This window comes from Streptomyces halobius, from assembly GCF_023277745.1.
GTDB classification, from domain to species: domain Bacteria; phylum Actinomycetota; class Actinomycetes; order Streptomycetales; family Streptomycetaceae; genus Streptomyces; species Streptomyces halobius.
This window is the reverse complement of the sequence record NZ_CP086322.1, coordinates 7,515,166-7,541,541: the sequence shown is the minus strand read 5'-3', so window position 1 is coordinate 7,541,541 and position 26,376 is coordinate 7,515,166. Positions and strand designations below refer to the sequence as shown.

Genomic DNA, 26,376 nt, shown 5'->3' with positions numbered 1-26,376 from the left:
ACCCCCATGTCGAACATTCGTACGAACGAACGGGAAGGCGTGGGCACCTCAATGGCACGCCCCGTCCGCCGATCGGCCCGCCCGATCTGCGCGAGCCCGCCACCCACCGGAAGATGTGGGGCAACCGGAAGATACGGAACGAAAAGCCCGAGGGGGCGAGGAGCGGCGCATGGCCGAGCTGGACAGCAGCACCCGCACCACCTTCCTCGGGGAGGTGAAGAGCGCGGTGACGACCCGGGCCGCGCTGCTGGTGATCGGGGTGCTGGGCCTGGTGATCGCGTTCATCACGTCGTACACCGGCGCCTTCCACCACCCCAAGCCGACCGATGTGCCGATCGCCGTGGTCGCCCCCGGCCCGGCCGGCGAGCAGCTGGTGGACAGGCTGGACCGCCTGCCCGGCTCGCCACTGGATCCGCGCGCGGTGCCCTCGGAACGCAAGGCGCGACGGCAGATCAACGACCGGACGATCGATGCCGCGCTGATCGTCGATCCACGCGGCACCACCGACCGGCTGCTCGTCGCGAGCGGCGGTGGCGCCTCGCTCTCACAGGCGGTCGAGCTGGTCGTCACGGCCACGGAGAAGGAGCAGGAGCGCACCGTCCGCACGGTGGACGTGGTCCCGGCGGACCGCGGAGACAACCGCAGCCTGTCGTCCTTCTACCTCGTCGTGGGCTGGTGCGTGGGCGGCTATCTCTGCGCCGCGATCCTCGCGATCAGCGCCGGGGCGCGCCCCGCCAACGGAGCGCGGGCGGTCATCCGACTGGCCGCGCTCACGCTCTTCTCGATCGCCGCGGGGCTTGGGGGGGCGATCATCGTGGGCCCGGTCCTCGGCGCGGTGCCCGGCAGCTTCGCCGGGCTGTGGGGGCTGGGCGCCCTGACCGTCTTCGCGGTGGGTGCCACGACCCTCGCCCTCCAGGCCCTCATGGGCATCATCGGCATCGGCCTGGCGATCCTGCTGATCGTGGTGCTGGGCAATCCGAGCGCGGGCGGCGCCTATCCGTATCCGCTGCTGCCGCCGTTCTGGCGGGAGATCGGGCCCGCGCTGCCGCCGGGCGCGGGCACCTGGGTCGCGCGCTCCATCGCGTACTTCCGGGGCAACGCGACGACCGGCCCGCTGCTGGTCCTCTCCGCCTGGGCGGCGGGCGGCACCCTGCTCACCGTCGTCCTCGCGATGCTCCGCAAGACCAACGACACGGAGACGAAACAACGGGGAAACGGGGGCGAGGAAGCGAGGGAAGCGTAGACGAGGGACGGAGCGCACGGACGACGGAGTGACGCATGGCGGGAACGCACGGCGGCCATCGGCCCGACGCCGCGCCACACGGACGGCACCGCAGGCCCGCACATTTCCTTTCCAGCCGAGGATCCCTTCGCAGTCGCCCCGCCGAGCCATCGATCCGTTAACAACTCAGCCACACCGTCATCGATCCGGAGGCGTCGTCCTCCGCACTCTTCAGCCAATCACCGGAGGTCGATCCCCTTCCGAACGGACGGTCGGTGGCTGGATTACGCCCTTCCGGGCATGGGCGGCTGCCCTACCGGGCCACCCCGTGCACCGCATCCCCGCTGGCCGCACACTGTAGACACACCGCTTCCCCACAAAATCGCCGCACCCGATCCCGCCATTACTCAAAGCTTTAAGCTATCGACTCAAAGTGATCGGCCGGGGTGCGTTTGAAGTGCAGTTGGGCCAGACTCCCGTCCGGCATCTGCACCTTCAAGCAAGGGAGTTGTTCGTCATGCGGTACATCACTGGGGGGATCGCGCTCGGCGCGGCGCTGGTTCTCGGCACGCTGGCCACCACCACACAGGCCACCGCCGCACCAACGCAGCCCACGCGAACGGCTGGGCTCTACGCCCCGACGGAGCTGGTGCTGACCGTCGGCAAGGGTGAGAGCCGTGCCACCTCCACGGTCCAGCGGGCGGTGACGCTCAGCTGCCGACCGACCGCGACCGGGACCCACCCGGACCCGAAAGCCGCCTGCGCCCAACTGCGCACGGTGTCCGGTGACCTCACCAAGGTGACCGGAGTGGTGACGGACCGGATGTGCACCAAGGAGTGGAACCCCATCGTGGTCACCGCGGACGGCGTCTACGAAGGCCGCCGGGTCTCGTACACCTACACCTTCTCCAACGCGTGCACGATGACGGACGGCAAGGGGCAGGTCTTCGAATTCTGACCCCGTCCGGTTTCCGAACAGGTTCGGATTCTGACCGGACGCGGCTTCCGAACAGGCCGGGATTCCCACCGAACGCGGATCCCACCGAGCCGACCGCTCCAAAACGGCCGCCGGCCCCGGACATCGGGATGTCCGGGGCCGGCGCCGTGCACCGTGCTGTTCACTTCAGCCGATCCGCGCGATACGTCAGCCGATCTGCGCGCCGTAGGCCTCAAGGGCCTCCGGCACCGGCTGGAAGAAGGTCACACCGCCGGAGGAGCAGTTGCCGCTGCCGCCGGAGGTGAGACCCAGCGCGGAATCGCCGTCGAAGAGCGCGCCGCCGCTGTCGCCGGGCTCGGCGCAGACGGTGGTCTTGATCAGGCCAGAGACCGTGCCCTCCTGGTAGTTGACGGTCTCGTTCAGACCGGTGACCTGACCGTCGTGCAGCTGGGTGGTGCTGCCGCTGCGCTGCACCCGCTCGCCGACGGTCGCCTCGGCCGCCTTGGTGATCTTCTGGGTGCTGCCGTTGTAGAGATTGACCTCGCTCGGGTGCGGGGTGTTCGCCGTGTACTTGGCGATGGCGTAGTCGTCGCCCGGGAACGAGGAGTTCTCGGTGACCGCGATCTCCGAGCCGCCCCGCCGGTCGGACCAGCTCCGGACGGCGTTGCCGCAGTGCCCGGCGGTCAGGAAGTACGGCTGGCCGTCCTTGACGACGTTGAAGCCGAGCGAGCAGCGGGCGCTGCTCCCCCAGATCGCGTCGCCACCGGCGATGAAGGGCTTGAACTCCCCCTTGGTGTGCCGGAGTTCGACCTTGTCGCCGAGGCTCTTGGTGACCTTGCTGAGCCGGTCGAGCTTGGCGCCCTTGACCGTGCGGTCGGCGGTGACCACGACCTTGTTGCTGACCGGGTCGACACCCCAGGAGGTGCCGGGGATGGTCGCCTTCGACTTCAGCGTCTGCCGGGCCGAGTCGAGCTGGGCGAGCGTGTGCTTGACGAGTCTCGCCTCCGCCCCCTTCGCCCGGACGGTCTTGGCCGCCGCCTCGTTCACGACGTTGACCACGAGCTTCTTGGCCTTGGCGTCATAGAACGCACCGGCCGTGCCGGTCTTGAACTGGGACGCCAGGGTGCTCGCGGCGGTGCCGGAGAGCTTGGCGAGGGGGGTGGGGGCCGGGGCCGCGTTGGCGTTGGCCAGGGTGAGGGTGCCGGTGGCCGCGAGGGCCAGCGCTCCCGCGCCGGCCAGAACAGCGCGTCGCTTGGATATGCGTCGGTGCTTCAACTCAGAGCCTCCCGTGGGGGACGGGCCCGCTCTGTGGGGAGAGACGGACCCTGAGAGTGTGAGAAAAGAGCACGGACGAATCCGCCCCGCGTAGCGGCACCTTGGAGAGACGCGTCCATGCCAACCGTGCGGAGCCGAGTATTCCCATCCCTCTCACTCGTGCACAAGACCGAGTTCCGGTCTCGGGTACGGGAGTTCACCAATTCATCACACAACGGTCACACTGATATCCGCGCACGTTGTCCCCCGGTACGGGAACCGGCGACCACGCGGCAGGGCGGACGGTGCGCACGATGTGAGGGCGGCATCTGTCCGGAAACCGTCCCCGGGGATCCGGACAAATGCCGCCCGCGTACGACTCCCGGCCTCCGGGCCGCTCCCGCACTCCCCCACCCCACCCCGACCCCGGACAGCAAAGATCGCCGTATACGCCCGGATTTACCGGTATATACGGCGATCAGTCAGAGGCAGCAGACGGCTACGCCAGGTTCTCCGCCTCGGGGCGGTCCTCCAGCTCCGGCGGCAGATCGGCCTCCTTGACGGCCACAGGAGGCAGCGGCACCTCGGCGGCCGCGGACTCCTCCAGGTGCCCCAGTTCGGCCCCGGTGACCACGGGCTCCCGCGTGAGCCCCAGCTCCGCCTCGGCCTTCGCGGTCTCCGCCTTGGCCTGGAGCCCGGAGCGCTCCAGGAACCGCAGCAGCTCGACGGGGAAGGGCAGGACGAGCGTGGAGTTCTTCTCGGCGGCGACCGCCACCACGGTCTGCAGCAGCCGCAGTTGCAGCGCGGCGGGCTGGCCGGACATGGTCTGGGCCGCCTCGGACAGCTTCTTCGACGCCTGCAGCTCGGCATCGGCGTTGATCACGCGGGCGCGCCGGTCACGCGTCGCCTCCGCCTGGCGGGCCATCGACCGCTTCATCGTCTCCGGCAGCGAAACGTCCTTGATCTCCACCCGGTCGACGCTCACGCCCCAGCCGATGGCCGGGCTGTCCATCATCAGCTCCAGGCCCTGGTTGAGCTTCTCCCGGTTCGACAGCAGATCGTCCAGTTCGCTCTTGCCGATGATCGACCGGAGCGAGGTCTGCGCCATCTGCGAGACCGCGTAGCGGTAGTCCTCGACCCGGATGACCGCGTCGGCGGCGTCCACGACCTTGAAATAGACGACGGCATCGACCCGGACCGTGACGTTGTCGCGGGTGATGCCTTCCTGGGCGGGCACCGGCATCGTGACGATCTGCATATTGACCTTGCGCATATGGTCGATGATCGGAACGATCATGTTGAATCCCGGCTCGCGCACCGGGGACATCAGCCGTCCGAGGCGGAGCACCACGCCTCGTTCGTACTGTTTGACCACCCGCACCGCCGCCATGAGGTACACGCTGCCGGCGCAGGCGAGCCCCACTCCGGCCGCCACCAGTTCTTCGACCATCACGGCCCCCTGACGTCTGCCGTCCGCCGCTGTCCGCCGCGTCCGTCGCCCGAGTCTCTGTTACTTATCATGGTATGCCCGGTTCGGAGGGCGGTCGAGGTGCACGACGGGCCCGCGCGCCCCGTCCGGGCCCCCGCCCATCGGCGGACGGGGGCCCGTGCGCCCGGCGGAACAGGCGCTCACACGGTCACCGCGCGGTTCGGTACGCGGTTCAGTACACGCGCACGCCGTACGCGCTGAGCGCCTCGGTGACCGGCTGGAAGAACGTCGTACCGCCGGAGGAGCAGTTGCCGCTGCCGCCGGAGGTGAGCCCGAGGGCCGTGGTCCCGGAGTAGAGCGGGCCGCCGCTGTCGCCGGGCTCGGCGCAGACGGTGGTCCGGATGAGTCCGGAGACGACGTCGCCGTTGCCGTAGTTGACGGTGGCGTTCAGGGCGGTGACCCGGCCGCGGTGGGTACCGGTGGTGGAGCCTCGGCGGATGACCGTCTGCCCGACGCTCGGGGTGCCGGCGCTGGTGATGTCCTGGCCGCCGACCGTTCCGGGGTGCGACAGGGACGTGTTGGTGTACTTCACGATGCCGTAGTCGTCACCGGGGAAGCTGGATCCCGCGGTCGGGCCGATGCTCGTGGTGCGCGCGGAGTTGGTGTACCAGGGCGGGTTGCCGTCGGTGCAGTGGCCGGCCGTCAGGAGGTAATAGGTGTTGCCTCTGCGGACGTTGAAGCCGAGCGAGCAGCGCCAGCTGGGCGCGTGGATGGCGTCGCCGCCGGAGATGAGCTTACGGAAGGTGCCCGCGGTGCGCTCGACGCGTATCGCACGGGAGTTGGCGCCCGCGGCCCGTTCGAGGGTGGCTATCTCGTCCTGCGAGACGGTGCGGTCGGCCGTGACGACAAGGGTGTTGGTGGCCTTGTCGACGTGCCATGCGGTGCCCGCGATGTCCGCGGCGCGTACCGCGTTGCCGGCGGCGGCGAGCTGGGTGGCGCTGAGCGTGGGTGTGGGGGCGGGGTTCTGGGCATGGGCGGTGGGGATGGCGATGGCTCCGATGGCCGCCAGTCCGGACGCTGTGGCGATCAGCCGGGTGCGTCTCGCTACGCCGCTGTGGGGGGTGGTGCGCTCGTTCCTCACTGATTCCTCCGAGGGGATCGGGGGCCTGCCGGTGGGCGGCCCGTGAGGCGCAGCCGAAGGACACGCGGAAATCCGCACGTTCGCTTCTGCGTGTCCCTGACAAGCGCTGTCGGGAGTGTCGGACCCGCCGCCCCGCAGCGCAAGAGGCGTACACCAAGGTCTTTCGCCGGACGCCCACAACAGCGCGGGACGTCACCCCCTACGCCCAACTCACCGCCCAGCGGCCCCGTTCGGCCGGCGGGGCCTGCCAGGACGTCACGGAGAAGGGAGTTGACGACGGAGATGCCATCAGGACGAGAACGCCGGAGGCCGTCACCGACGGGCCGGTGCGGCGGCGCGGGACGGTGCCTCCGGTGCCTCCGGTGCCTCCGGTGCGGCCAGGCGGGCCGCAGTGGGCCGCCCGGGCCGCCACCGCGCCGCGCCATCCGCCCCCGGCCACCATCGATCCCGGCGTTCGCCCGATCATCGGCCTATAGCGTCGGCGTCAATCCGGGTCGCGGACATATGCCCTGGTCCCATGCGTGAACCGACCTCACGGTACGATCTTGACTCCGCTGACCACCTGTCGACATGCCGGACGCGTACCGACTGTGACGCCCATCGCACTGTCAGTTCCCGCCCAAGACACGGGATCTGATGACACGCCAACCTGTTTGCACCAGATGTGTCACGAACCCCCCGTGCGGCGGCTATCCACTTGGCACACCCTCCGCATCATGGACGACCATAGAGAGGCGGAACACAGACACACCACGGGTGAGAGGAGGCGTCAATGGGATCGGTACGCAAGGCGAGTGCCTGGCTTGGCCTCGTCGACGACAACGATGACGAGCGCTATTACGACGACGACTACGCCGAGGGCCCCGAGGCCGGAAACCCGGGCAACTCCTGGGTGACCGACCCCCGGGTCCGGGTGGCCGACGAGGCCGCCCAGGACCAGGGCACCCGCATCGCCACGGTCACCCCGGACGGGTTCCGTGACGCCCGTGGTATCGGCGAGCTCTTCCGGGAGGGTGTCCCGGTGATCGTCAATCTGACGTCCATGGAGCCCGCCGACGCCAAGCGTGTGGTGGACTTCGCGGCCGGTCTGACCTTCGGCCTGCGCGGTTCGATCGAGCGGGTCGCCACCCGGGTGTTCCTGCTCACCCCCGCCGACTACAAGGTGGTCAGCGGCGAAGGCCGCCGCACCGGCGGATTTTTCAACCAGAGCTGAGCGGCTCCACACGCGCTCCGCGCAGGGGGTCCGGGGGTTGCCCCGGGGTGATGCAGCAACCAGAGCCGAGCCAGGCGCTCACCGGATGCCCCTCCTCACCCACCCGGCGCTCCGGCTCACCGGAACGCGTCGAGACCGGTGAGCGCCTTGCCCAGCACCAGCTGGTGCATCTCGACGGTGCCCTCGTAGGTGAGCACCGATTCCAGGTTGGTCGCATGCCGCATGACGGGGTACTCCAGGGAGATCCCGTTGGCGCCCAGGATCGTCCGGGCGGTGCGGCAGATCTCGATCGCCTCGCGGACGTTGTTCAGCTTGCCGAAGCTGATCTGCTCGGGGCGCAGCCGCCCCGCGTCCATCCGCAGCCCCAGATGATGGGCCAGCAGAATCCCCTTGTGCAGTTCGACGGCCATGTCGGCGAGCTTGGCCTGGGTGAGCTGGAAGCCGCCGATGGGGCGGTCGAACTGTTCCCGGGTCTTCGCGTACTCCAGCGCCGCCTGGAAGCTGGCGCGCGCCGCGCCCATGGAGCCCCAGACGATGCCGTAGCGGGCGTGGCTCAGACAGCTGAGCGGGCCGCGCAGGCCGGTGACCCCGGGGAGCACCGCGTCGGCCGGCAACCGGACCTCGTCCATCACGAGTTCGCTGGTCACCGAGGCGCGCAGGGACCACTTGTGCTTGATCTCGGGGGCGGTGAACCCGGGGCTGTCGGTGGGGACGACAAACCCGCGGATGCCGTCGTCCGTACGGGCCCAGACCACCGCGACGCCGGCCACCGAGCCATTGGTGATCCACATCTTGCGTCCGGTCAGCACCCAGTCCGTGCCGTCCTTCTTTGCGTGGGTCCGCATCCCGGCGGGGTCGGAGCCGTGATCGGGCTCGGTGAGGCCGAAGCAGCCGATGATCTCGCCGGACGCCATCCGCGGCAGCCACCGCTGCTTCTGTTCCTCGGACCCGAAACGGTGCAGGGCGTACATGGCGAGCGATCCCTGGACGGAGACCAGCGAGCGGATGCCGGAGTCGGCGGCCTCCAGCTCCAGGCAGGCCAGGCCGTACTGGACGGCGGAGGCGCCCGCGCAGCCGTAGCCGGTCAGGGACATACCGAGCGCGCCGAGGGAGCCGAGCTCGCGGGCCAGTTCGCGGATGCCGGGGAGTTCGCCGCGCTCGTACCAGTCGGCGATGTCCGGCAGGACGCGGTCGGCGGCCCACCGGCGGACGGTGTCGCGCACCGCGCGGTCCTCGTCGGTGAGCAGGTCGTCGATGCCCAGCGGGTCGTCGGGGTCGAACGGCGGAAGCGAGGAGGACGACGGTGCTGGGGTGGCGGCTGACATGACGGTGCCTCCGGCGGGTGCGGCGCTGCGCAAACTAGCAGTGGTAGTTATGCGCGTCCGACGGTACGGTCCGCCCGCCCGCCGGGGCAAGGGTCACCGCCGGCAGCCCTGGGCCATCGGCGCCGTCCCCTCGTATGCCGTCAGCGGCCGGAGCTCGCCGGCGCCGGTTCGGTCTCGCACCCGGCACCCGCCCTGCGCTCCCCCACGGCCGTGCCGCTCTCGGCCCGCTCCGAGGAGTCCGCCGCCCGGCGCGGCAGCCGCAGCGCGATCGTCGCACCGACCAGCAGCAGCAAGGCGCTGGCGATCAGGGTGATGTGCAGTCCGCGGACGAAGGAGTCCCGGGCGGCCTCGCGCAGCGCGGCCCCGGCGGACGGGCCCAGCCCGGCGGCCACCTTGTACGCCTCGCCGAGCGAATGCGACGCCGATGCGGCGGCCTTCTCCGGGACGCCGCCGACATGCGCCAGGCCCGGTGCGTAGGCGGCGTTCATGACGCTGCCGAGCAGCGCGACACCGATGCCGGCGCCCAGCTGGTAGGAGGTCTCCCCGATGGCCGCGGCGCCGCCCGACTGCTCCGCGGGGGCCTCGCTGAGCATGGACTCGTACGCCCCGAAGAGCGTGGACTGGAAGCCGAAGCCGAGCAGCACGAAGCCGGCGCCGAGCAGCCAGGGGGTGTCCTGGTCGTTCATCGCGGTCAGACAGAGCACCGCGGAGGCGGTGAGAACGAAGCCCAGGGAGACCATGGCGCGCGGGCCGAGGGTCTGCAGCATCCGTGAGCCGGTGAGACCGGCGGCCATCGCGGACAAGACCAGCGGCAGCATCCGCAGTCCGGTCTCCAGGGGGTTCAGTCCGAGGACGAGCTGGAGGTACTGGACGGCGATCAGCTGAAGGCCCACCAGGGCGAGCATCGCCAGCACGATGCAGCCGACGGAGGTGCCGAACGCGGGCCGGGCGAACAGCCGCATGTCGATCAGCGGGTGCTCCCGCCTGCGCTGGCGGCGTACGAAGACGATGAGCAGCAGCGCGCCGACGGCGATGGGCAGGAGCGTGGTCGGGCCGAACACCGCCATCCCGCTGCCGATCCGCTTGACACCGAGGACGATGCCGAGGACGCCGAGCGCCGCGATCATCGCGCCGACCACATCCCACGGGCCGTTGCGCTCGCCCCGGGACTCCGGCAGCAGCCAGCGGCCTATCAGGAGCATCGCGGCCATCATCGGAATGTTGATGAGGAAGACCGAGCCCCACCAGAAGTTCTCCACGAGGAAGCCGCCGAGGACCGGGCCGACGGCGGCGCCGACCGCGGCCACCGCGCTCCACACGCCGATGGCGACGGCACGCTCGCGGCGGTCGGGGAAGACCTGCCGCAGGATCGAGAGCGTCGCGGGCATGATCATCGCGCCGCCGATGCCGAGCAGGGCCCGCGCCACCATCAGGACCTGCGGGTTGGGCGCGAGCGCGGCGACGGCGGAGGCCAGCCCGAAGAGGCCGTAGCCGAGGAGGAGGATGCGACGGCGGCCGACGCGGTCGCCGAGGGTGCCGAAGAGGATCAGCAGCGATGCCGCTATCAGCGGATAGACATCGACGATCCAGAGCAGCTCGACCGGCCCCGGCCGCAGGTCCTCGGTGACGGAGGGCACGGCCACATAAAGGATCGTGGTGTCCAGCGCGACGAAGAGCAGGCTGACACAGAGCACGATGAGCACGGTCCAGCGGTTGACGCCGCCGCCTGAAAGCCGGGGAACACCAGTCGTCCGTCCACTGCCGGACGTGGTCGTCCCGGACATGCAAACCTCCTGTCATGCTCTCGCGGCCGCGGATCAGGGCGCGAAAACGCCCCGGGGAAACCGGCGGCACGGGCGAGTTGAGACGTCAGACTACGCGAGTCGCCCGAGGTCCCGCGTGGCTCACCTCACGATGAGACGCGCATCGCAGCGGTTGCCGTTGCGTCACCCGCCGGTCGACGGTCGTACTTCGGCCACCTGGATAATCGTCCGGATGAACGATCTTGCCTCCACCGCCGCCCCCGGCCGGACGCCGTACGCGCCGGCCGTCCGCGCCGCGCTGCGCCGTGCCGCTCCCGCGCTCGCGGCGTACGCGGCGGTCCGGCTGCTCGGCGTCACGGTGCTCGCGGTCTGGTCGGCGGCGAACGGCAAGAACTGGCACACGCTGCTCACCGCCCGCTGGGACTCGCTCTGGTACACCCGGGTCGCCGAGCAGGGCTACGGCTACAGCGTCCAGCTGGCCAACGGCGATCTCCATTCCGACCTGGCGTTCTTTCCGCTGCTGCCGTGGCTGGAGCGCGGGCTGTCCGCGGTCTCACCACTGTCCGCCGCCGATGCCGGGATGGTGGTGGCCTGGTCGGCGTCACTGGGCGCGGCGTGGGCGCTGTACGCGACCGGTGAGCGGCTGCACGGGCCGCGCGCGGGGATGGCGCTGGTGGCGCTGTGGGCGGTGCTGCCGGTCGGGATCGTGCAGTCGATGGCGTATTCCGAGTCGTTGTTCACCGCACTCGCGGCCTGGAGCCTGTACTGCGTACTGACCGGACGCTGGGTGTGGGCGGGGGTGCTGGCCTCGCTGGCCGGTCTGACCCGGCCGGTGGGCGCCGCGGTGGTGGCGGCTCTGTGGGTCACCGCCGTGCTGACCGTACGCGACGAACGGGCCGGCGGCGCGAGCCCGCGGGCGGTCTTCCGGGGCCGGCACCGGGGGATGCTGACGGGTGTGCTGCTCGCGCCGCTCGGCTGGCTCGGCTACGTCCTGTGGGTGGCGGCACGGCAGGGCAGCCTCACCGGCTATCTGGACGTCCAGGGCGGGTGGGGCAACGGCTTCGACGGCGGTATCGCGTTCGGCGCCTTCATCTGGCACCAGCTGTCCGGGCCCGCGTTCCCCGCCGGGATCGGGCTCGTCGTCGGCGTCGCGCTGGTCGTCTGGCTGTATGTGCGCGGCGTACGGCAGGGCCAGCCGCCGCCGTTGCCGGTGTACGGCGGTGCGGTGCTGCTGCTGGCGCTCACCGCGAAGGGCTATTTCGGCTCGAAACCACGGCTGATGCTGCCGGCGTACCCGCTGCTGCTGCCGCTCGCGGTGGGCGTCGCGCGGTGGCCCCGTACGCGAGCCTGGCTGGTCATCGGGCTGATCGCGGCCGGCTCGGCGGTCTACGGGGCGTTCTGGCTGAACGGTTCGGGCCCGCCGTGACCGGGCACCCATCATCGGATGATCTTCATCGTCGGTGCCGCTCCGGGGAACTCCGCGCAGTCTCCGGGCGAATCCGGGATAAACTCCGCCCGCGAAAAGCAGATAAAGCACTCGCGGCGCCGACACGCGGACGCCTGGCACGGGAATCCGAATCGCCGGGAATTCCCTTGCAAATCCGCGGGCCGGCGCCCTGTTTGAGACCCATTCCACATCACATCGTCATTACAAAGCGCACAGTTTGACCAAGCCGCTACATCACACGCGGTAACGTCGATTGAGTGCGTACCGATGACAAGCTCGACCAGATGGAGGAGCGCCCGGCCGATCGCGCCCGACCACCCCTGATGACCCGGACCCGCCTGTGGCTGTTCGGCGGCACGCTGGCGGTGTATGCGGCGATCGTGGTCGGAGTGCTGACGACTTCATGGCTGGTCACATTCGACTGGCAAGTCATGTTCTTCAGGCCGTACAAGCAATGGCCGGAGATCCATGCCTTCCTCGACTACTTCGTCGTGCTCGGGCAGCGCGGACCGACCGCGGTGGCCGTGGCGGCCTGGCTGGGCTGGCGCTGCTGGCGGCAGCACAACCTCCACCCGCTGCTGGTGCTCGGCGCCTCCCTGCTGCTGCTGAACATCACCGTGGGCGCCGCCAAGCTCGGCATGGGCAGGCTCGGCCCGCACTACGCGACGCAGGTCGGCTCCACCGAGATGTGGCTGGGCGGCGATATATTCCCCTCGGGCCACACCGCGAACGCCGTGGTCACCTGGGGTGTCCTGGCCTATCTGGCGACCACGCCGCTGCGCCGTCGCACACTGTCGGTGATCGCCGCGCTGGGCGCGCTCGGCGTCGGCATGACCACCGTCTACCTCGGTACGCACTGGGTCAGCGATGTGCTGCTCGGCTGGGCCGCCGGTCTGCTGGTGATGCTGTCCCTGCCCTGGCTGGAGCCCGGCATCACCTGGGTGGAGGACCGCCTGATGGGCATGCTGCTGCGGCTGTGGCTGCGGCTGCGCCCCGATTCGCTGCGCGGCCCGCTGCCGGCCGACGCGCTGGCGCCCGGGGTCTCCCGGCAGCGGATCGCACCGGACGGCGAGGTGCTCGTACGCGAGACCATCGGCGCGGGCCGCGTCGCCGCCACCCGCGCCCCGGACGGCTGGCCGCACCACCCGCCACGCCCGCACACCTCCCGCTCGGAGCGCTCGCCGGTCACCCCGGCGGGCAGCCGCCGGCCGCCGCACGCGGACCGGGCCGCGCGCAGCACGCCGCTCAGCCCGACGTCCGGGCGCGGACGCAACGGCTCCGGCTGACCCCACGGGCGCGGACGGTACGTACACCTCCTCCCCCGCGCGGAAGGCCCCGGCCGCTCCTTCCGGAGGGGCCGGGGCCTTCGTCCGTGCGCAGGCCCGTCAGCCTTTCCAGGCGCGCCGCACCCGCCCGTCCTCGACCTCGAAATTGAGCCGGCCGCTGAGATACTCCATGGTGATGACCGTGCCCGGCGCCAGTGAGCGGACGGTGGTCCAGCCGCGTGCGCGGGCCTGTTCCTCGGCGTCCTGCCGCGCGAGACCGGTATAGGTCTCGGGGTCGTCCGCGGGGTCGTTCGGGAGAAGGGGATCGGGTGCCATGACAGCCACCGTAGGTGTCCGCACCAGTACACGGAAGGCCCTTCCGGCGCACACGTCGGTATCCGCCCGGTCTTTCCTTGGTCACACTTGTGTCACAGCGCGGGCTCGTGCGTTTGCGGTAACTCCGGTCACCCGAACGTGCCGAATCCTGCCGCAACCGGGTGTAAAAACAGAGCGGCGAAATTCCCCCTTGATCACCTCCGAAAACAGCCGGATACGCCATGGGCAAATCCGGACAGGTACCGGAAATTAATCCCGGCCGGCCGTGAAAACCCGGTAATCGAAGCCCTTTATCAGCCAGCCGCTAATTGCCCGGTGCGACACACACCACACACATTTCCCGCACATCGCCCGGCACGCCGTACCCCATCGCGCCGCGCGGCCGGCGCGCCCCGGAGAGCACCGGAACGGACCGGAGCGTCCCCTCGCACCGGGCCCGGCCCGCGAGCATCATGGCCCCGGCACCCCATGTCCCCGCCCAGCCCCGGCAGCACGTTCCCACCCAGCCCCCGCCCCAGTACTCCCGCGACGAACGAGGTGCAGCGGATGGTCACGGACAGCACCGAGGCGAGCAGCCGGCCGCCTACGGCGCGGCGCCGTGGGACGGTGCTGGTCGACTGGCTGACGACGACCGACCACAAGAAGATCGGGCACCTCTACCTGACCACGTCGTTCGGGTTCTTCCTGATCGGCGGACTGCTGGCGCTGCTGATGCGGGCCGAGCTGGCCCGTCCCGGAATGCAGATCGTGACCGCCGAGCGGTTCAACCAGTCGTTCACCATGCACGGCACGATCATGCTGCTGCTGTTCGCCACCCCCGCGTTCGCCGGTTTCGCGAACGAGATCATGCCGCTGCAGATCGGTTCGCCCGACGTCGCCTTCCCGCGGCTGAACATGCTCTCGTACTGGCTCTTCCTCTTCGGCGGCCTGATCGTGGTGGGCAGCTTCCTCACCCCGACCGGCGGCCCGAACTTCGGATGGACGGCGTACGCCCCGCTCAACTCGATGGTCCGCTCCCCCGGCATCGGCGCCGATATGTGGATCATGGGACTGGCGCTGGCCGGCTTCGGCACCATCCTCGGTGCCGTCAACTTCATCACCACCATCATCGCGATGCGGGCGCCCGGGATGACGATGTTCCGGATGCCGGTCTTCACCTGGAACATCCTCTTCACGTCCATCCTGGTGCTGATGGCGTTCCCGGTCCTGGCGGCCGCCCTGCTGGTGCTGGAGTCGGACCGGGAGTTCGGGTCGGTGGTCTTCCAACCGCAGTGGGGCGGTGCGCTGCTGTGGCAGCACCTGTTCTGGTTCTTCGGGCATCCCGAGGTCTACATCATCGCGCTGCCGTTCTTCGGGATCATCACGGAGATCATCCCGGTCTTCTCCCGCAAGCCGATCTTCGGCTACATCATGCTGATCGGCGCGACGATGGCCATCACAGCCCTGTCGGTGGTGGTCTGGGCGCACCACATGTTCGCGACCGGGGCGGTGCTGCTGCCCTTCTTCTCGCTGCTGTCGTTCCTGATCGCGGCACCGACGGGGGTGAAGTTCTTCAACTGGATCGGCACCATGTGGCACGGCTCGGTGTCCTTCGAGACACCGATGCTGTGGTCGACCGGCTTCCTGGTGACCTTTCTGTTCGGCGGCCTGACCGGCGTCGTCCTGGCCTCACCGCCGCTGGACTTCCATGTCACCGACACGTACTTCGTCGTCGCCCACTTCCACTACACCGTCTTCGGAACGGTGACCTTCGCGACGTTCGCGGGCTTCTACTTCTGGTGGCCGAAGTTCACCGGCAAGCTGCTCGACGAACGGCTGGGGAAGATCCACTTCTGGACGCTGTTCGTCGGCTTCCAGACCACCTTCCTCGTCCATCACTGGCTGGGGGTGGAGGGCATGCCGCGCCGCTACGCCGACTATCTGGCCGCCGACGGCTTCACGACCCTGAACACCGTCTCCACCATCGGGTCGTTCCTGCTCGGCACCTCCACGCTGCCGTTCCTCTACAACGTCTGGAAAACAGCGCGCTACGGCACCCGGATCGGGCTGGACGACCCCTGGGGCTTCGGCCGCTCCCTGGAGTGGGCCACCTCCTCGCCGCCGCCGCGGCACAACTTCACCACCATTCCCAGGGTCCGCACCGAGTCGCCCGCGTTCGATCTGCACCACCCGGAAGCGACCAAGGGGCCCGCCGTCATCCCAGGGCCCGGGAGAGCCGGTCCCTGATCTCCCGTACCCGGTCGCGCAGTTCCGGCGGCTCGCGGACCTCGAAGTCGTAGCCCATCAGCACGATATGGATCACCAGCACATCGAGGCCGTGCGCCCCCGTGCGCAGCAGACAGCTGTGCTCGTCGACCTCCTCCAGCACCCCGGCGGACGGGCTGATGGCGGCCGCGGCCTCCGCCACCGGCACCCGCAGCAGCACCGTCGCCCGCTCCGCGTACACCTGGATGGAGACGCCCTGCGAGACATACGCCGCGAGGTCCTCGGCGGGCGGGGTGCGGGGAGCGCAGCGCGGACCGTGCGGCGGGGCGGGGGTGATGCGGTCGGCGCGGAAGGTGCGCCAGTCCGCGCGGTCCACGTCCCAGGCGACGAGGTACCAGCGGCGTTGTGCGGAGACCAGGCGGTGCGGTTCGACGGTGCGGCGGGAGACCGTGCCGTCGTGGGCGGCGTACGCGAAGCGCAGCTGACGGCAGTCCCGGCAGGCGTGCGCGAGTTCGGCGAGGGTATCGGCGTCCACCCGCGGGCCGCCTTGGCCCGGCATCGGAACGGTGAACGCGTTCAGCGCGCCGACCCGGCGCTGCAGCCGGTGCGGCAGTACCTGTTCCAGCTTCGCCAGCGCGCGTACCGAGGTCTCCTCGATGCCTTCGACACCGGCGGCCGCGGCGGTACGGAGCCCGACCGCGACGGCCACCGCTTCCTCGTCGTCCAGCAGCAGCGGCGGAAGTTCGGCGCCGGCGCCCAGTTGGTAGCCGCCGGCCGTTCCGGGGGTGGAGTGGACGGGGTAGCCGAGCTCCCGCAGCCGGTCGATGTCCCGGCGGACGGTGCGCGGGGTGACACCGAGCCGGTCGGCGAGCTCCGCGCCCGACCAGTCACGGTGGGCCTGCAGCAGGGAGAGCAGGCGGAGCAGACGTGCCGAGGTGTCCAACATGCTCGAAGTCTCACAGCACTTGCGGACAACGGCGGTCCGCGGTGCGGACGACCGCCCTCTCCCGTGCGCCCTCAGGCCCCGTCCGCGCCGTCCTGCCCGCCCGGCCCCGCGACCCTTATGGCCAGGTCGTTGTCGAGCGTGTAATACGGGCCGACCCGCACCTCGCCCGCCGCGGTCGGCACCGGCAGCGCCGGATAGCTGAACACCTGCTTCTTGTCCGGGACATCGTCCAGGAGCCGGGCGATCCGGACCGGCCGGGCGCCCTCGGCAGGCCGCAGCCACAGGTCCCACTGCTCATTGCCGCGCCGCCAGCGGTCGGCCAGCTCCGCGTACGGCAGCGTGAAGGTGAAGTCCGGGCCGTCGACGGTCAGCGGGACGGTGACGACGGGCGCCGAGACTGGGGGAGAAGCCGAGAGCGGGGGCGCACCGTCGCCGGCCGGGGTGCGCCGGGCGCGGGCCTCGGCCTGCGCGCCGGCCGCCGGGACGGCCCCGTAGAGCCGGCCGGAGACGGTCAGACCGTCGGGCGCCACCAGGATGTCGCCGGCCTCCGCGTGCGGGCCGCGCAGCCAGCTGCGCAGCGCCAGATTCCCGAACTTGGTCGCGTACGGGATGCGGACGCCGAGCCGGCCGATGCCCGCCAGCGGCCGGCGGTCCACCAGCGACCGCAGATCATTGACGCCGGGCAGCAGACGCCGCGGGTCCCGGCCGTCGCCGAAGTCGGCATAGGCGTTCCAGCGGCCCTCGGCGAGCGCGACGGTGCTGGGCAGCACGGCGCGCAGCCGCCCCGCGCCGTTCGGCCCGAGCGGCAGCCGTACCTCGTCGTCAGGGCCGTCACCGCCGCGCAGCCGCAGCACCAGCGCCGCGCTCCAGGCGGTGTGGGCGTCCTGAGGGGCGGTCAGGTCGAAGGTGAGGCCGCCCGCGGAGTCCGCGATGCAGTCGGCCGTGAGCTCGGCCGGCGCCGCCTCGCCGTCCCGGTGGGCCGCCGCCGTCCCGGCAGCTTCGCTCCCCGGCGTCCCCGACCCGCCGCCGTCACCGCGCGCGGGCGCCGGAACCTTCGGTTCCTGATCGATGGCCTGGGACTCCTTCACTTCCGGTCCGGTCGCGGGCAGCTGCGTGGAGGCGTTCACGCCGTCCGCACCCCTCTCACTGTGGCCCTCACCGCGCGGGCGGCGTCCTTGGTGGCGTATGCGCCGCTCAGCAGTGCTCCCCGGGTGCGGTGCAGGGTGCCGCGCAGCCTGCTGCCCCGGCTCCGCGCGAGCAGTTCGCCGAACAGCGCTTCATAGCGTCCGGCGACCATGGCGGGATCGAAGCGGGCGGAGGCGGCGAGCGCGGCGCGGCCCATCCGCTTCCGGGCGTCGTCGTCGTTGATCAGCGTCAGCAGCGCGCCGGCCAGCGCTTCCTCGTCGCCGACGGGCACCAGCCTGCCGTCCGTCCCGTCGTCGATGATCTCGCCGGGGCCGTGCGGGCAGTCGGTGGCGACGACGGGCAGGCCACAGCGCATGGCCTCCACGATCGTCATCCCGAAGGATTCGAGGCTGGAGGAGACGGCGGCGAGGGAACCCTTCGCCCACTCGGGCTCCAGAGGGTTGGCCGGGCCCATCAGGAACGCATGGTTGTAGAGGCCGAGTTCATCGATCAGCGCGCGCAGCGCGGCCTTCTCCGAGCCGTCGCCATAGATCCGCAGCCGCCAGTCGGGCCGCTCGGCCACCACCTTGGCGAAGGCCCGGACAAGGACGTCATAGCGCTTGACCGACGCCAGCCGGCCGGCCGCGACGACCCACTTGCCGCTGCCGTCGGCGGGCTGCAGACCGGGCGCCGGCACGCTGTTGGGCACCGCCTCGACGCGGACGCCGGGCAGCCGCAGCGTACGGCGGTAGGCGTCGGCGTCCGCCTCGGTGACGGTGGTGACCGCGTCCAGCCGCGGATAGGCACCGCGCAGCGCCCGCTTGAGCGCCCCGCTGTGGGTGTCGAGGGTGAGATGCTCCTGCCCGATCCGGACCGGGCCGCGGCGCGCCTGCCTGGCGATGTGCACATTGAGACCGGGCCGGGTGCCGACCACCACATCCGCCTCGATCCGCCGCAGATGCCCGGCGATACGACGGTCGGTGAGCTCGCTGTACTGCGCGAAGCGGCCCTCGGCGGCGGGAAACACCTTGGCGGGACGGGCATGCGCCGGGTCCGCGCCCTCGAAGGTCGGGCTCCCCTCCCGTATGTCCACGAGATGCCGGAGGGCGACCCGGGGGCCGAGGTCGAAGACCGGGGCGTCACGGTGGCGCAGCACGGACACGATCTCCACGTCATGCCGCTCGGCGAGCGTACGGGCCAGGTTGAACGTGGTGCGGATCGTCCCCCCGATGCCGTACGCGTTGTGAATCAGGAATGAGATGTGCATCCGCCCCTGCGTCCCCTGGTCTCCCGTTCGTTCCTGGTCTCCCCGCAGACCACGTCGCGCCCCTCCCGACGGCTTCATGCGGCCAGCTGCCGAAGGGTAGGACCGCGAAGAGGGGTTCCAGGTTGGGGCTTTCGCCAAGTTGTTCCGCAAAAGTTAGGAGATCGGTAGCGACGTCATGGAACCTCGCGGACGCGAAACTCATCCGCCGTCAGCCATCGGCCCCGGTGGGCACGCCCAGCAGCCCGGAAGCGGAGGCCCCCGCCGTCACCGCCCCGGGCGACCGCGATTCCGGCCCGCCACCGCCGGGATTCCACCGGACAGGGGCTACGGAAGCGGCCCGCCCCTGCCGATGATCAGGCGGTCCGGGAATCCGCGCGGCCGCCGCTCCGGCCTCCACCGGCCCTCGGGCCCGGCCCTCCGTAGAACGCTGACCTGGCAGGTTCTGCGCGGGAGCCGACGGTGGATGACCGTTCCGGGCCGCCTTTCCCGGTTTCCCGCCGTGCGTCGATCGGTTCGATTCCGTACCGGCCGCGCGTGACCCCTGCCACAGGTCTCCCGTTGTTCCTGTACGAGCCGGGAGACCGCCCGGCAGCCGTTCGAAGATCGAGGAGCCACCCGTGCCGCGCATGCTCGACGTCAGCGACGACGTTCGCGCCGAGATCGGCGACGAAGAAGCCGACCGCTTGCTGGCTGGTGGCGACGCCCCCGGCAGCTACGACTGCACCTCCTGTCGCACCCCGGGCGACAGCGAACAGGAGCGCACCAGCACCGTCCTGTTCGTGGGCGAGGAGACCGCGGTGCTCGCGTTCGCGCACGCCACCTGCATCCCCTCGCAGGTCGTCCCGGTATCGGAGGAGCAGCTCCAGGGAGCCGTGCGCTCCATCACCGGTGAGGACGCCGCCGCCGCGACTCGTAGCCCAGGATCGGACCCCGCGCCGAACGCGCCCGCCGTCCCCACCGGTGAGCGCCAGGCGACCCTCGGGATTACCTGCGGTCTGGTGTTGGTCGGCTCCGAACTGCACCCGGCGCTCGTCGTCGAGCCCGACGGCCCGATCGCCCGCCCCGGCTCGACGAGCACCGAGGACGAATTCCTGACGCTGCTCAGGGAGCAGGGCTTCCAGCCGGTCACGGACATGAACCTGAGGCCCGTCGACAACCCGGGCTGGTCCACGCTGCTCGCCATGGGCAAGCTGCACGCCGTTCTGCAGCCGGGCGTCAACGGCGGCAGCCCGGCCGCCTGGTGGCAGGCGCATCAGCCGCTGGCCGTCTCCGACGGCTGGCGTACCGCGGCGAACAAGTCGCAGACCGTGCTGATGTACGCCGCGCCCGCGGGCACCATCGGGCACCAGCCGCGCGAAGACCTGATGCGGCAGGCACTGGAACAGGCCGCCGCCAAGGGCGCGCTGGTCGCCGCGGCCATGCCGCTGGCGGGTACCTGACCCGACCGGTACTCCGATCGCGGGGGCGGCACCGCCTGATGGGCGGGATTGCCCCCGCGATCAGCCATTTCCACGAGAAAGCCGCATCCCCCGGGCATCGAGGTCGTTGGCAGATACGTGCACGCATACGACCCCTCCTCCCGCGCCCAGTACCCCCATCCGATCCCCGGAATGCGCCCGTCGCACGAACCCCGGTCCACGCACACCACCGACCGCGGTTCGGGCACACCGATCTATGACGCGCTGTACGCCGAGTACCGCCGCTCCTTCCGGGCGCTGCCCGGGGACCGTACGGACGAGGCGGAGCTCCCGGAATCGCTGCGCGGCACCGGGAACTGGGGTCGTACGACGGCGTCGACGGGCCACTGGGAGGTCGTCGGCCGCCAGCCGCACTATCCGCGGGGCCATGCCCCGGCGGCCCTCCCACCGGGCCAGCGGGACTCCCGGTCACACGGCCGCTGAGCCGGCCGGGCAGCCCGGCCACGACCGCGAAGGGCCACCCGGTCAGGGAGCACCACTACTTCTTCTTGCTCCGCTTCTCCCGCACCCGCACCGAGATCTGGATCGGCGTCCCCTCGAAGCCGAACTCCTCACGCAGCCGACGCTCGATGAAGCGACGGTAGCCGGCCTCCAGGAAGCCGGAGGCGAAGAGGACGAAGCGGGGCGGCTTGGTGCCGGCCTGGGTGCCGAAGAGGATGCGGGGCTGCTTGCCGCCGCGGATGGGGTGCGGGTGCGAGGCCACGATCTCGCCGAGGAAGGCGTTCAGCCGCCCGGTGGGGATACGGGTCTCCCAGCCGGCCAGCGCGGTCTCGATCGCCGGGACGAGCTTCTCCATGTGGCGGCCGGTGCGGGCGGAGACGTTCACCCGCATCGCCCACGGGACCTGGACGAGGTCCCGCTCGATCTCCCGCTCCAGGTAGAAGCGGCGCTCCTCGTCGAGGGTGTCCCACTTGTTGTAGGCGATGACCAGGGCACGCCCGGCCTCCACGGCCATCGTGAGGATCCGCTGGTCCTGGACGCTGATGGACTCGGAAGCGTCGATCAGGACGACCGCCACCTCGGCCTTCTCCACTGCCGCCGCGGTACGCAGCGAGGCGTAGTAGTCGGCGCCCTCCTGGAGGTGCACACGGCGGCGGATACCGGCGGTGTCCACGAACTTCCAGGTCTTGCCGCCGAGTTCGATCAGCTCGTCGACCGGGTCACGGGTGGTGCCGGCCATCTCGTTGACCACCACCCGCTCCTCGCCCGCGACCTTGTTCAGCAGCGACGACTTGCCGACGTTGGGACGGCCGATCAGTGCGACCCGACGGGGGCCGCCGAGCGCGGCGCCGAAGGTCTGCGCGGGCGCCTCGGGCAGCGCCTCAAGGGCGGCGTCGAGCAGGTCGCCGGTGCCGCGGCCGTGCAGCGCGGAGACCGGGTACGGCTCACCGAGGCCCAGCGACCACAGCATGGCGGCGTCGGCCTCGCCGGACGCGCCGTCGACCTTGTTGGCGACCAGCACGACCGGCTTGCCGGACCGGCGCAGCAGCTTGACCACGGCCTCGTCGGTGTCGGTCGCGCCGACCTTGGAGTCCACGACGAAGACGACCGCGTCCGCCGCCTCGATGGCGAACTCCGCCTGCATCGCGACGGACGCGTCGATGCCCAGGACGTCCTGCTCCCAGCCGCCGGTGTCGACGACCTTGAAACGGCGGCCGTTCCAGTCCGCCTCGTAGGTGACCCGGTCGCGGGTGACGCCCGGCTTGTCCTCGACGACCGCCTCGCGGCGGCCGATGATGCGGTTCACCAGGGTCGACTTGCCGACATTGGGACGGCCGATGACGGCGAGTACGGGCAGCGGGCCGTGGCCGGCCGCGGCGATGTCGCCCTCGACCTCCGCAAGGTCGAAGCCCTCCTCCGCGGCGAGCTCCATGAACTCCGCGTACTCGGCGTCGCCAAGCGCACCGTGCTCGTCGCCGGTGTGGGTCTGGTCGTTCATGAAGTCCGTTCCTCGTTCAAGTCGGTCGGTGAACCGCTCGTCCGCGGTCCACTACTCAAGTGTGGGTCAGCGCCCGGTCAGGCGCCTGGCCTCCGCCAGGTGGGCGGTCAGCCGCTCCTGGAGCCGCCCGGTCGCCTCGTCCAGCGCCTTGCGGGTGCGGCGCCCGCTGCGGTCGCCCGCTCGGAAAGCGTCGCCGAAGACGATGTCGACACGGGCGCGCAGCGGCGGTACGGCGTGGGTCAGTCTGCTGTGGCGGTCGGTGCTGCCGAGGACCGCGACCGGCACGACGGGGGCGCCGGAGCGCACCGCGAAGTACGCGAGGCCCGCTCGCAGCGAGGCGAAGTCGCCCTCGCCGCGGGTGCCTTCGGGGAAGATCCCCAGCACCCCGCCGCCGTCCAGCACACCGAGCGCGTCGGTGATCGCCTTGCGGTCGGTGCTGTCGCGGTCCACCTTCAGCTGTCCGATGCCCTGCAGAAACGGGTCCAGCGGGCCGACGAACGCTTCCTTCTTGATCAGGAAGTGCACCGGCCGGGGCGCGGTGCCCATCAGCATCGGGCCGTCGATACCGTGCGCGTGGTTCACGGCGAGGATCACCGGCCCGGCGGACGGAACCCGCCAGGCGCCCAGCACCCGCGGCCGCCACAGCCCGTGCATCAGGCCGATCCCGATCCGCCGGCCGACGGCCGCACCCTTGGCGCTCGGGACCCCTGACCGGCGGCGAGCTCCGACGCCCGTAGCGCTCGGGAAGCCGAATCGCCGGCGGACCCAGGCGCCCGCCGGACTCGGCGCCCTGCCGTCCTCCGTCACCGAGCGACCCGCCCCGCCTTTTCGGCGACGGCCCCCTCGATGAGGGTGACCACGCATTCGATGACCTGCTCCAGCGTCAGGTCGGTGGTGTCCACCTCGACCGCGTCGTCCGCCTTGGCCAGCGGGGAGGTCTGACGGGAGGAGTCCGCGGCGTCCCGCTTCATCAGCGCCTCGCGGGTGGCGGCCAGGTTGCCGGCCTCCTTGCCCTTGAGCTCGCCGTTGCGGCGGGCCGCGCGCGCCTCGGCCGAGGCGGTGAGGAAGACCTTGAGGTCGGCGTCGGGCAGGACCGTGATGCCGATGTCCCGGCCCTCCACGACGATGCCGCGCGGCGCCTCGGAGGCGATGGTGCGCTGCAGCTCGGTGATCCGCGCGCGCACCTCGGGGACCGCACTGACGGCGCTCACCGCGGCGGTGACCTCCTGGCTGCGGATCGGGCCCGCGGCGTCCACACCGTCGACCGAGATGGTCGGTGCGGCCGGGTCGGTGCCGGAGACGATCACGGGCTTGGCGGCGGCGTCGGCGACCGCGGTCGCGTCCTGGACGTCGATCCCGTTGGTCAGCATCCACCACGTGATCGCGCGGTACTGGGCACCCGTGTCGAGGTAGCCGAGGCCCAGCGTGGCGGCCACGGCCTTGGACGTGCTGGACTTGCCCGTGCCAGCGGGGCCGTCGATGGCGACAATCACTGCAGCCGGGGCGGTCCGGGCGGCGGTTTCCACGGTGACGAACACCTTTCTTGAGACACGGGGGGCGGGGTCCACGGCGACAAAGGGCCTCGCACAAGGTTACTGGCTCACCCGCATGGCGCCGTCCACGGTGTCACTGGCGGATGGACCAGCCCCGCTCGCGCAGCTCCGCGGTGAGCACCGGCACCGCCGACGGCTCCACCATGAGCTGGATGAAGCCGGCCTGCTGACCCGTGGCGTGCTCGATGCGGACGTCCTCGATGTTGACCCCGGCCCGGCCGGCGTCGGCGAAGATCCGGGCCAGCTCGCCGGGCTGGTCGCCGATGTGGACGGCGACGATCTCGTACGCGGCCGGGGCGGCGCCGTGCTTGCCGGGCACCCGCTCCCGCCCGGCGTTGCCGCGCCGCAGCACGTCCTCGATGCCGTCGGCGCCGTCGCCGCGCTTGTCCTCGTCGGCGGACTCCAGGGACCGCAGCGACCGTACCGTCGCGTCCAGGTCGGCGGCGATCCCGGACAGCACATCGGCGACCGGGCCGGGGTTGGCGGAGAGGATGTCGATCCACATCGCCGGGTCGGAGGCCGCGATCCGCGTCACATCCCGGATGCCCTGGCCGCAGAGGCGTACGGCGGTCTCGTCGGCGCCCCTGAGACGGGCGGCGAGGAGACTGGAGATCAGCTGCGGGGTGTGCGAGACCAGGGCGACGGCGCGGTCGTGGGCGTCCGCGTCCATCACCACCGGGACGGCCCGGCAGAGCGCGACCAGCTCCAGGGCGAGGTTGAGCACCTCGGTGTCGCCGTCGCGGGACGGGGTGAGCACCCAGGGGCGGCCCTCGAAGAGGTCGGCGGTGGCGGCCAGCGGCCCCGAGCGCTCCTTGCCGGACATCGGGTGGGTGCCGAGGTAACCGGACAGATCGCAGCCCATCGCCTCCAGCTCGCGGCGCGGGCCGCCCTTGACGCTGGCGACGTCGATGTACGCGCGGGCCGCGCCGCGCCGGATGGCGTCCGCCAGCGCCGACGCGACATGGGCGGGCGGTACCGCCACGATGGCCAGATCGACCGGGCCGGGGGGCGCCTCCGCGGCACCGGCGCCGAGCGCGGCGGCCGTCAGGGCCTGGGCGTGGTCGTGGTCCTCCAGGAACACCTGCACGCCCCGCGCGTTCAGCGCGAGCGCGGCGGAGGTGCCGATCAGGCCGGTGCCGATGACGAGTGCGGTCCTCACTGCGCGATGTCCTTTCGCAGTGCCCCGGCCGCGCCGAGGTAGACATGGGCGATGCCGGCCTTGGACAGTCCGGTCTCGACATGGGCGAGCACCCGTACCACCCGCTCCATGGCGCCGGTGACGGCCAGCTCCTGGGCGCAGATCAGCGGGACGTCCGTGATGCCCAGGGCGCGCGCGGCGGCGGCCGGGAAGTCGCTGTGCAGATCGGGGGTGGCGGTGAACCACACACTGATCAGGTCGTCCGCGAGGAGGTTGTTGCGTTCCAGGATGGCGGTGAGCAGCTCCGCGACCTGCTCCTGCATATGCTCCGCGTCGTCCCGCTCCAGCTGGACGGCCCCACGGACCGCTCGTACCGCCACGTCTCCGCTCCCTGCGTCCGATGCCGCCGACGCCCCACGTCAGCGCGCACGATCAGCGTAACCAGCCGCACCGACATTCTGTGCACGTCGTCCATCCGTGCCCGTCGTCCATCCGTGCCCGTCGTCCGCCGGAATCCCCGTGACAGCCACCGCCCCGACCAGCGACAATCGCCCGATGTCCACCGATGCCGCAGGTCATGCCCCGGCCGCTGCCTCAGGTCACGCCCTGGTCGCCGAACACACCGTCTACGCGTGCGTGATGGGCTCGCGTGCCTTCGGTCTGGCCACCGAGTCCAGCGACACCGACCGGCGCGGGGTGTATCTCGCGCCGACCGCGCTCTTCTGGCGCTTCGAGAAGCCGCCGACCCATGTGGACGGGCCGCGCGAGGAGGAGTTGTCCTGGGAGCTGGAGCGGTTCTGCGAGCTGGCGCTGCGCGCGAACCCCAACATCCTGGAGTGTCTGCACTCCCCCCTCGTGGAGCGGGTCGACACCACGGGCCGCGAACTGCTCGCACTGCGCGACGCGTTCCTGTCCCGGCACGTCCACCGCACCTTCGCGGGCTACGCGGCCGGGCAGCTCAAGCAGCTGCGGGCGGATGTGCGGCAGCGCGGCGCGCCCCGTTGGAAGCACGCCATGCATCTGCTGCGGCTGCTGGCCTCGTCCCGTGATCTGCTCCGTACGGGCGTCCTCACGCCGGATGTCGGACGGGCCCGTGAGGAGCTGCTGGCGGTCAAACGCGGCGAGGTGCCCTGGGACACGGTGGAGCGCCGGATGGCGAGGCTGTCCGAGGAGGCCGAGGCGTCGGTGTCCCGTTCACCGCTGCCGGCCGAGCCGGACCGGGCCCGGGTGGCGGACTTCCTGTTCCGGGCCCGGCGCGGGTCGGCGCTGGGCTGGGAGCCCGGAGCCGGTGAACTGAGCCGGGGACCTGGCCCCGGGGCCTGGTCCGGGGACTGGCCCGGGACCTGAGCAGGGCCTGGAGCCGGGGTCTGGAGCGCCTGGAGGGGCGTGCCGT

General features: G+C 71.2%; 24 protein-coding genes. 9 read left to right on the top strand and 15 right to left on the bottom strand.

The annotated features are described in order from the left end of the window. Positions 1–169: 169 nt before the first annotated feature. Both K9S39_RS34180 and K9S39_RS34175 read left to right on the top strand, forming a co-directional pair. Positions 170–1,243: a YhgE/Pip domain-containing protein gene (locus tag K9S39_RS34180; protein ID WP_248867181.1), complete on the top strand. Its 1,074-nt coding sequence runs from the start codon at positions 170–172 to the stop codon at positions 1,241–1,243. 496 nt (positions 1,244–1,739) lie between these two features. After that, on the top strand, positions 1,740–2,180 hold the full coding sequence (locus K9S39_RS34175; protein ID WP_248867180.1) for a subtilase-type protease inhibitor: 441 nt from the start codon (positions 1,740–1,742) through the stop codon (positions 2,178–2,180). Between the two features lie 186 nt (positions 2,181–2,366). Here the strand turns inward: K9S39_RS34175 and K9S39_RS34170 are convergent, their stop codons facing one another. The 4 genes from K9S39_RS34170 to K9S39_RS34155 form a co-directional block, all read right to left on the bottom strand. Next, positions 2,367–3,434 carry a S1 family peptidase gene (locus tag K9S39_RS34170; RefSeq protein WP_248867179.1) on the bottom strand — a complete coding sequence of 356 codons (1,068 nt, stop codon included), beginning with the start codon at positions 3,432–3,434 and terminating at the stop codon, positions 2,367–2,369. A gap of 478 nt (positions 3,435–3,912) precedes the next feature. Continuing rightward, complete coding sequence (locus K9S39_RS34165; protein ID WP_248867178.1) at positions 3,913–4,863, bottom strand: slipin family protein; 951 nt, start codon at positions 4,861–4,863, stop codon at positions 3,913–3,915. 211 nt (positions 4,864–5,074) lie between these two features. Further along, positions 5,075–5,983: a S1 family peptidase gene (locus tag K9S39_RS34160; protein WP_248867177.1), complete on the bottom strand. Its 909-nt coding sequence runs from the start codon at positions 5,981–5,983 to the stop codon at positions 5,075–5,077. A gap of 199 nt (positions 5,984–6,182) precedes the next feature. Beyond that, positions 6,183–6,449, bottom strand: coding sequence for a hypothetical protein (locus K9S39_RS34155; protein ID WP_248867176.1), 267 nt, complete (start codon positions 6,447–6,449; stop codon positions 6,183–6,185). A gap of 306 nt (positions 6,450–6,755) precedes the next feature. Here K9S39_RS34155 and K9S39_RS34150 point away from each other — a divergent pair, with 306 nt between their 5' ends. After that, positions 6,756–7,196, top strand: a complete 441-nt coding sequence (locus tag K9S39_RS34150) for a cell division protein SepF (protein WP_248867175.1) — start codon at positions 6,756–6,758, stop codon at positions 7,194–7,196. Between the two features lie 116 nt (positions 7,197–7,312). Here the strand turns inward: K9S39_RS34150 and K9S39_RS34145 are convergent, their stop codons facing one another. Both K9S39_RS34145 and K9S39_RS34140 read right to left on the bottom strand, forming a co-directional pair. After that, the gene (locus K9S39_RS34145) at positions 7,313–8,521 is read right to left on the bottom strand and encodes an acyl-CoA dehydrogenase family protein (RefSeq protein ID WP_248867174.1); all 1,209 of its coding nucleotides are present in this window, start codon (positions 8,519–8,521) and stop codon (positions 7,313–7,315) included. Positions 8,522–8,661: 140 nt separating this feature from the next. Next, the gene (locus tag K9S39_RS34140; RefSeq protein ID WP_248867173.1) at positions 8,662–10,305 is read right to left on the bottom strand and encodes an MFS transporter; all 1,644 of its coding nucleotides are present in this window, start codon (positions 10,303–10,305) and stop codon (positions 8,662–8,664) included. Positions 10,306–10,516: 211 nt separating this feature from the next. Here K9S39_RS34140 and K9S39_RS34135 point away from each other — a divergent pair, with 211 nt between their 5' ends. Together K9S39_RS34135 and K9S39_RS34130 are read left to right on the top strand one after the other, a co-directional pair. Continuing rightward, positions 10,517–11,710 (top strand): glycosyltransferase family 39 protein, encoded by a 1,194-nt coding sequence (locus K9S39_RS34135; protein WP_248867172.1) that lies wholly within the window; start codon positions 10,517–10,519, stop codon positions 11,708–11,710. Positions 11,711–11,988: 278 nt separating this feature from the next. Continuing rightward, positions 11,989–13,017: a phosphatase PAP2 family protein gene (locus K9S39_RS34130; protein WP_248867171.1), complete on the top strand. Its 1,029-nt coding sequence runs from the start codon at positions 11,989–11,991 to the stop codon at positions 13,015–13,017. Between the two features lie 99 nt (positions 13,018–13,116). On the opposite strand, the gene K9S39_RS34125 is transcribed toward K9S39_RS34130, so the two are convergent. Beyond that, complete coding sequence (locus K9S39_RS34125; protein WP_248867170.1) at positions 13,117–13,332, bottom strand: I78 family peptidase inhibitor; 216 nt, start codon at positions 13,330–13,332, stop codon at positions 13,117–13,119. Positions 13,333–13,878: 546 nt separating this feature from the next. Here K9S39_RS34125 and ctaD point away from each other — a divergent pair. Beyond that, a complete protein-coding gene (gene ctaD, locus K9S39_RS34120) occupies positions 13,879–15,558 on the top strand; it encodes an aa3-type cytochrome oxidase subunit I (RefSeq protein WP_248867169.1) in 1,680 nt (559 codons plus the stop codon). On the opposite strand, the gene K9S39_RS34115 is transcribed toward ctaD, so the two are convergent. From K9S39_RS34115 to K9S39_RS34105, 3 genes are all read right to left on the bottom strand, one after another. Then, a complete protein-coding gene (locus K9S39_RS34115; RefSeq protein ID WP_248867168.1) occupies positions 15,527–16,483 on the bottom strand; it encodes a helix-turn-helix transcriptional regulator in 957 nt (318 codons plus the stop codon). The genes ctaD and K9S39_RS34115 overlap by 32 nt on opposite strands. 71 nt (positions 16,484–16,554) lie before the next feature. Beyond that, on the bottom strand, positions 16,555–17,610 hold the full coding sequence (locus K9S39_RS34110) for a hypothetical protein (protein WP_248867167.1): 1,056 nt from the start codon (positions 17,608–17,610) through the stop codon (positions 16,555–16,557). Next, a complete protein-coding gene (locus K9S39_RS34105) occupies positions 17,607–18,875 on the bottom strand; it encodes a glycosyltransferase family 4 protein (RefSeq protein ID WP_248867166.1) in 1,269 nt (422 codons plus the stop codon). The genes K9S39_RS34110 and K9S39_RS34105 overlap by 4 nt, the downstream gene beginning before the upstream one ends. Positions 18,876–19,492: 617 nt before the next feature. On the opposite strand from K9S39_RS34105, the gene K9S39_RS34100 reads away from it, so the two are divergent. Both K9S39_RS34100 and K9S39_RS34095 read left to right on the top strand, forming a co-directional pair. Further along, positions 19,493–20,314 (top strand): hypothetical protein, encoded by an 822-nt coding sequence (locus K9S39_RS34100; protein WP_248867165.1) that lies wholly within the window; start codon positions 19,493–19,495, stop codon positions 20,312–20,314. Positions 20,315–20,485: 171 nt separating this feature from the next. After that, positions 20,486–20,776: a hypothetical protein gene (locus tag K9S39_RS34095; protein WP_248867164.1), complete on the top strand. Its 291-nt coding sequence runs from the start codon at positions 20,486–20,488 to the stop codon at positions 20,774–20,776. Between the two features lie 55 nt (positions 20,777–20,831). On the opposite strand, the gene der is transcribed toward K9S39_RS34095, so the two are convergent. The 5 genes from der to aroH all read right to left on the bottom strand — a co-directional run bounded on the left by der (position 20,832) and on the right by aroH (position 25,363). After that, positions 20,832–22,292: a ribosome biogenesis GTPase Der gene (gene der / locus K9S39_RS34090; RefSeq protein WP_248867163.1), complete on the bottom strand. Its 1,461-nt coding sequence runs from the start codon at positions 22,290–22,292 to the stop codon at positions 20,832–20,834. A gap of 66 nt (positions 22,293–22,358) precedes the next feature. Further along, positions 22,359–22,946: a lysophospholipid acyltransferase family protein gene (locus tag K9S39_RS34085; protein ID WP_248867162.1), complete on the bottom strand. Its 588-nt coding sequence runs from the start codon at positions 22,944–22,946 to the stop codon at positions 22,359–22,361. 149 nt (positions 22,947–23,095) lie between these two features. Beyond that, entirely contained in the window at positions 23,096–23,830 is a 735-nt protein-coding gene (gene cmk / locus K9S39_RS34080; RefSeq protein WP_248867161.1) for a (d)CMP kinase, read from the bottom strand. Positions 23,831–23,918: 88 nt separating this feature from the next. Further along, positions 23,919–25,004: a prephenate dehydrogenase gene (locus tag K9S39_RS34075; protein ID WP_248867160.1), complete on the bottom strand. Its 1,086-nt coding sequence runs from the start codon at positions 25,002–25,004 to the stop codon at positions 23,919–23,921. Then, the gene (gene aroH, locus K9S39_RS34070; protein WP_248867159.1) at positions 25,001–25,363 is read right to left on the bottom strand and encodes a chorismate mutase; all 363 of its coding nucleotides are present in this window, start codon (positions 25,361–25,363) and stop codon (positions 25,001–25,003) included. The genes K9S39_RS34075 and aroH overlap by 4 nt, the downstream gene beginning before the upstream one ends. Positions 25,364–25,538: 175 nt before the next feature. Here aroH and K9S39_RS34065 point away from each other — a divergent pair, with 175 nt between their 5' ends. Continuing rightward, entirely contained in the window at positions 25,539–26,330 is a 792-nt protein-coding gene (locus K9S39_RS34065) for a nucleotidyltransferase domain-containing protein (protein ID WP_248867158.1), read from the top strand. Positions 26,331–26,376 lie beyond the last annotated feature (46 nt).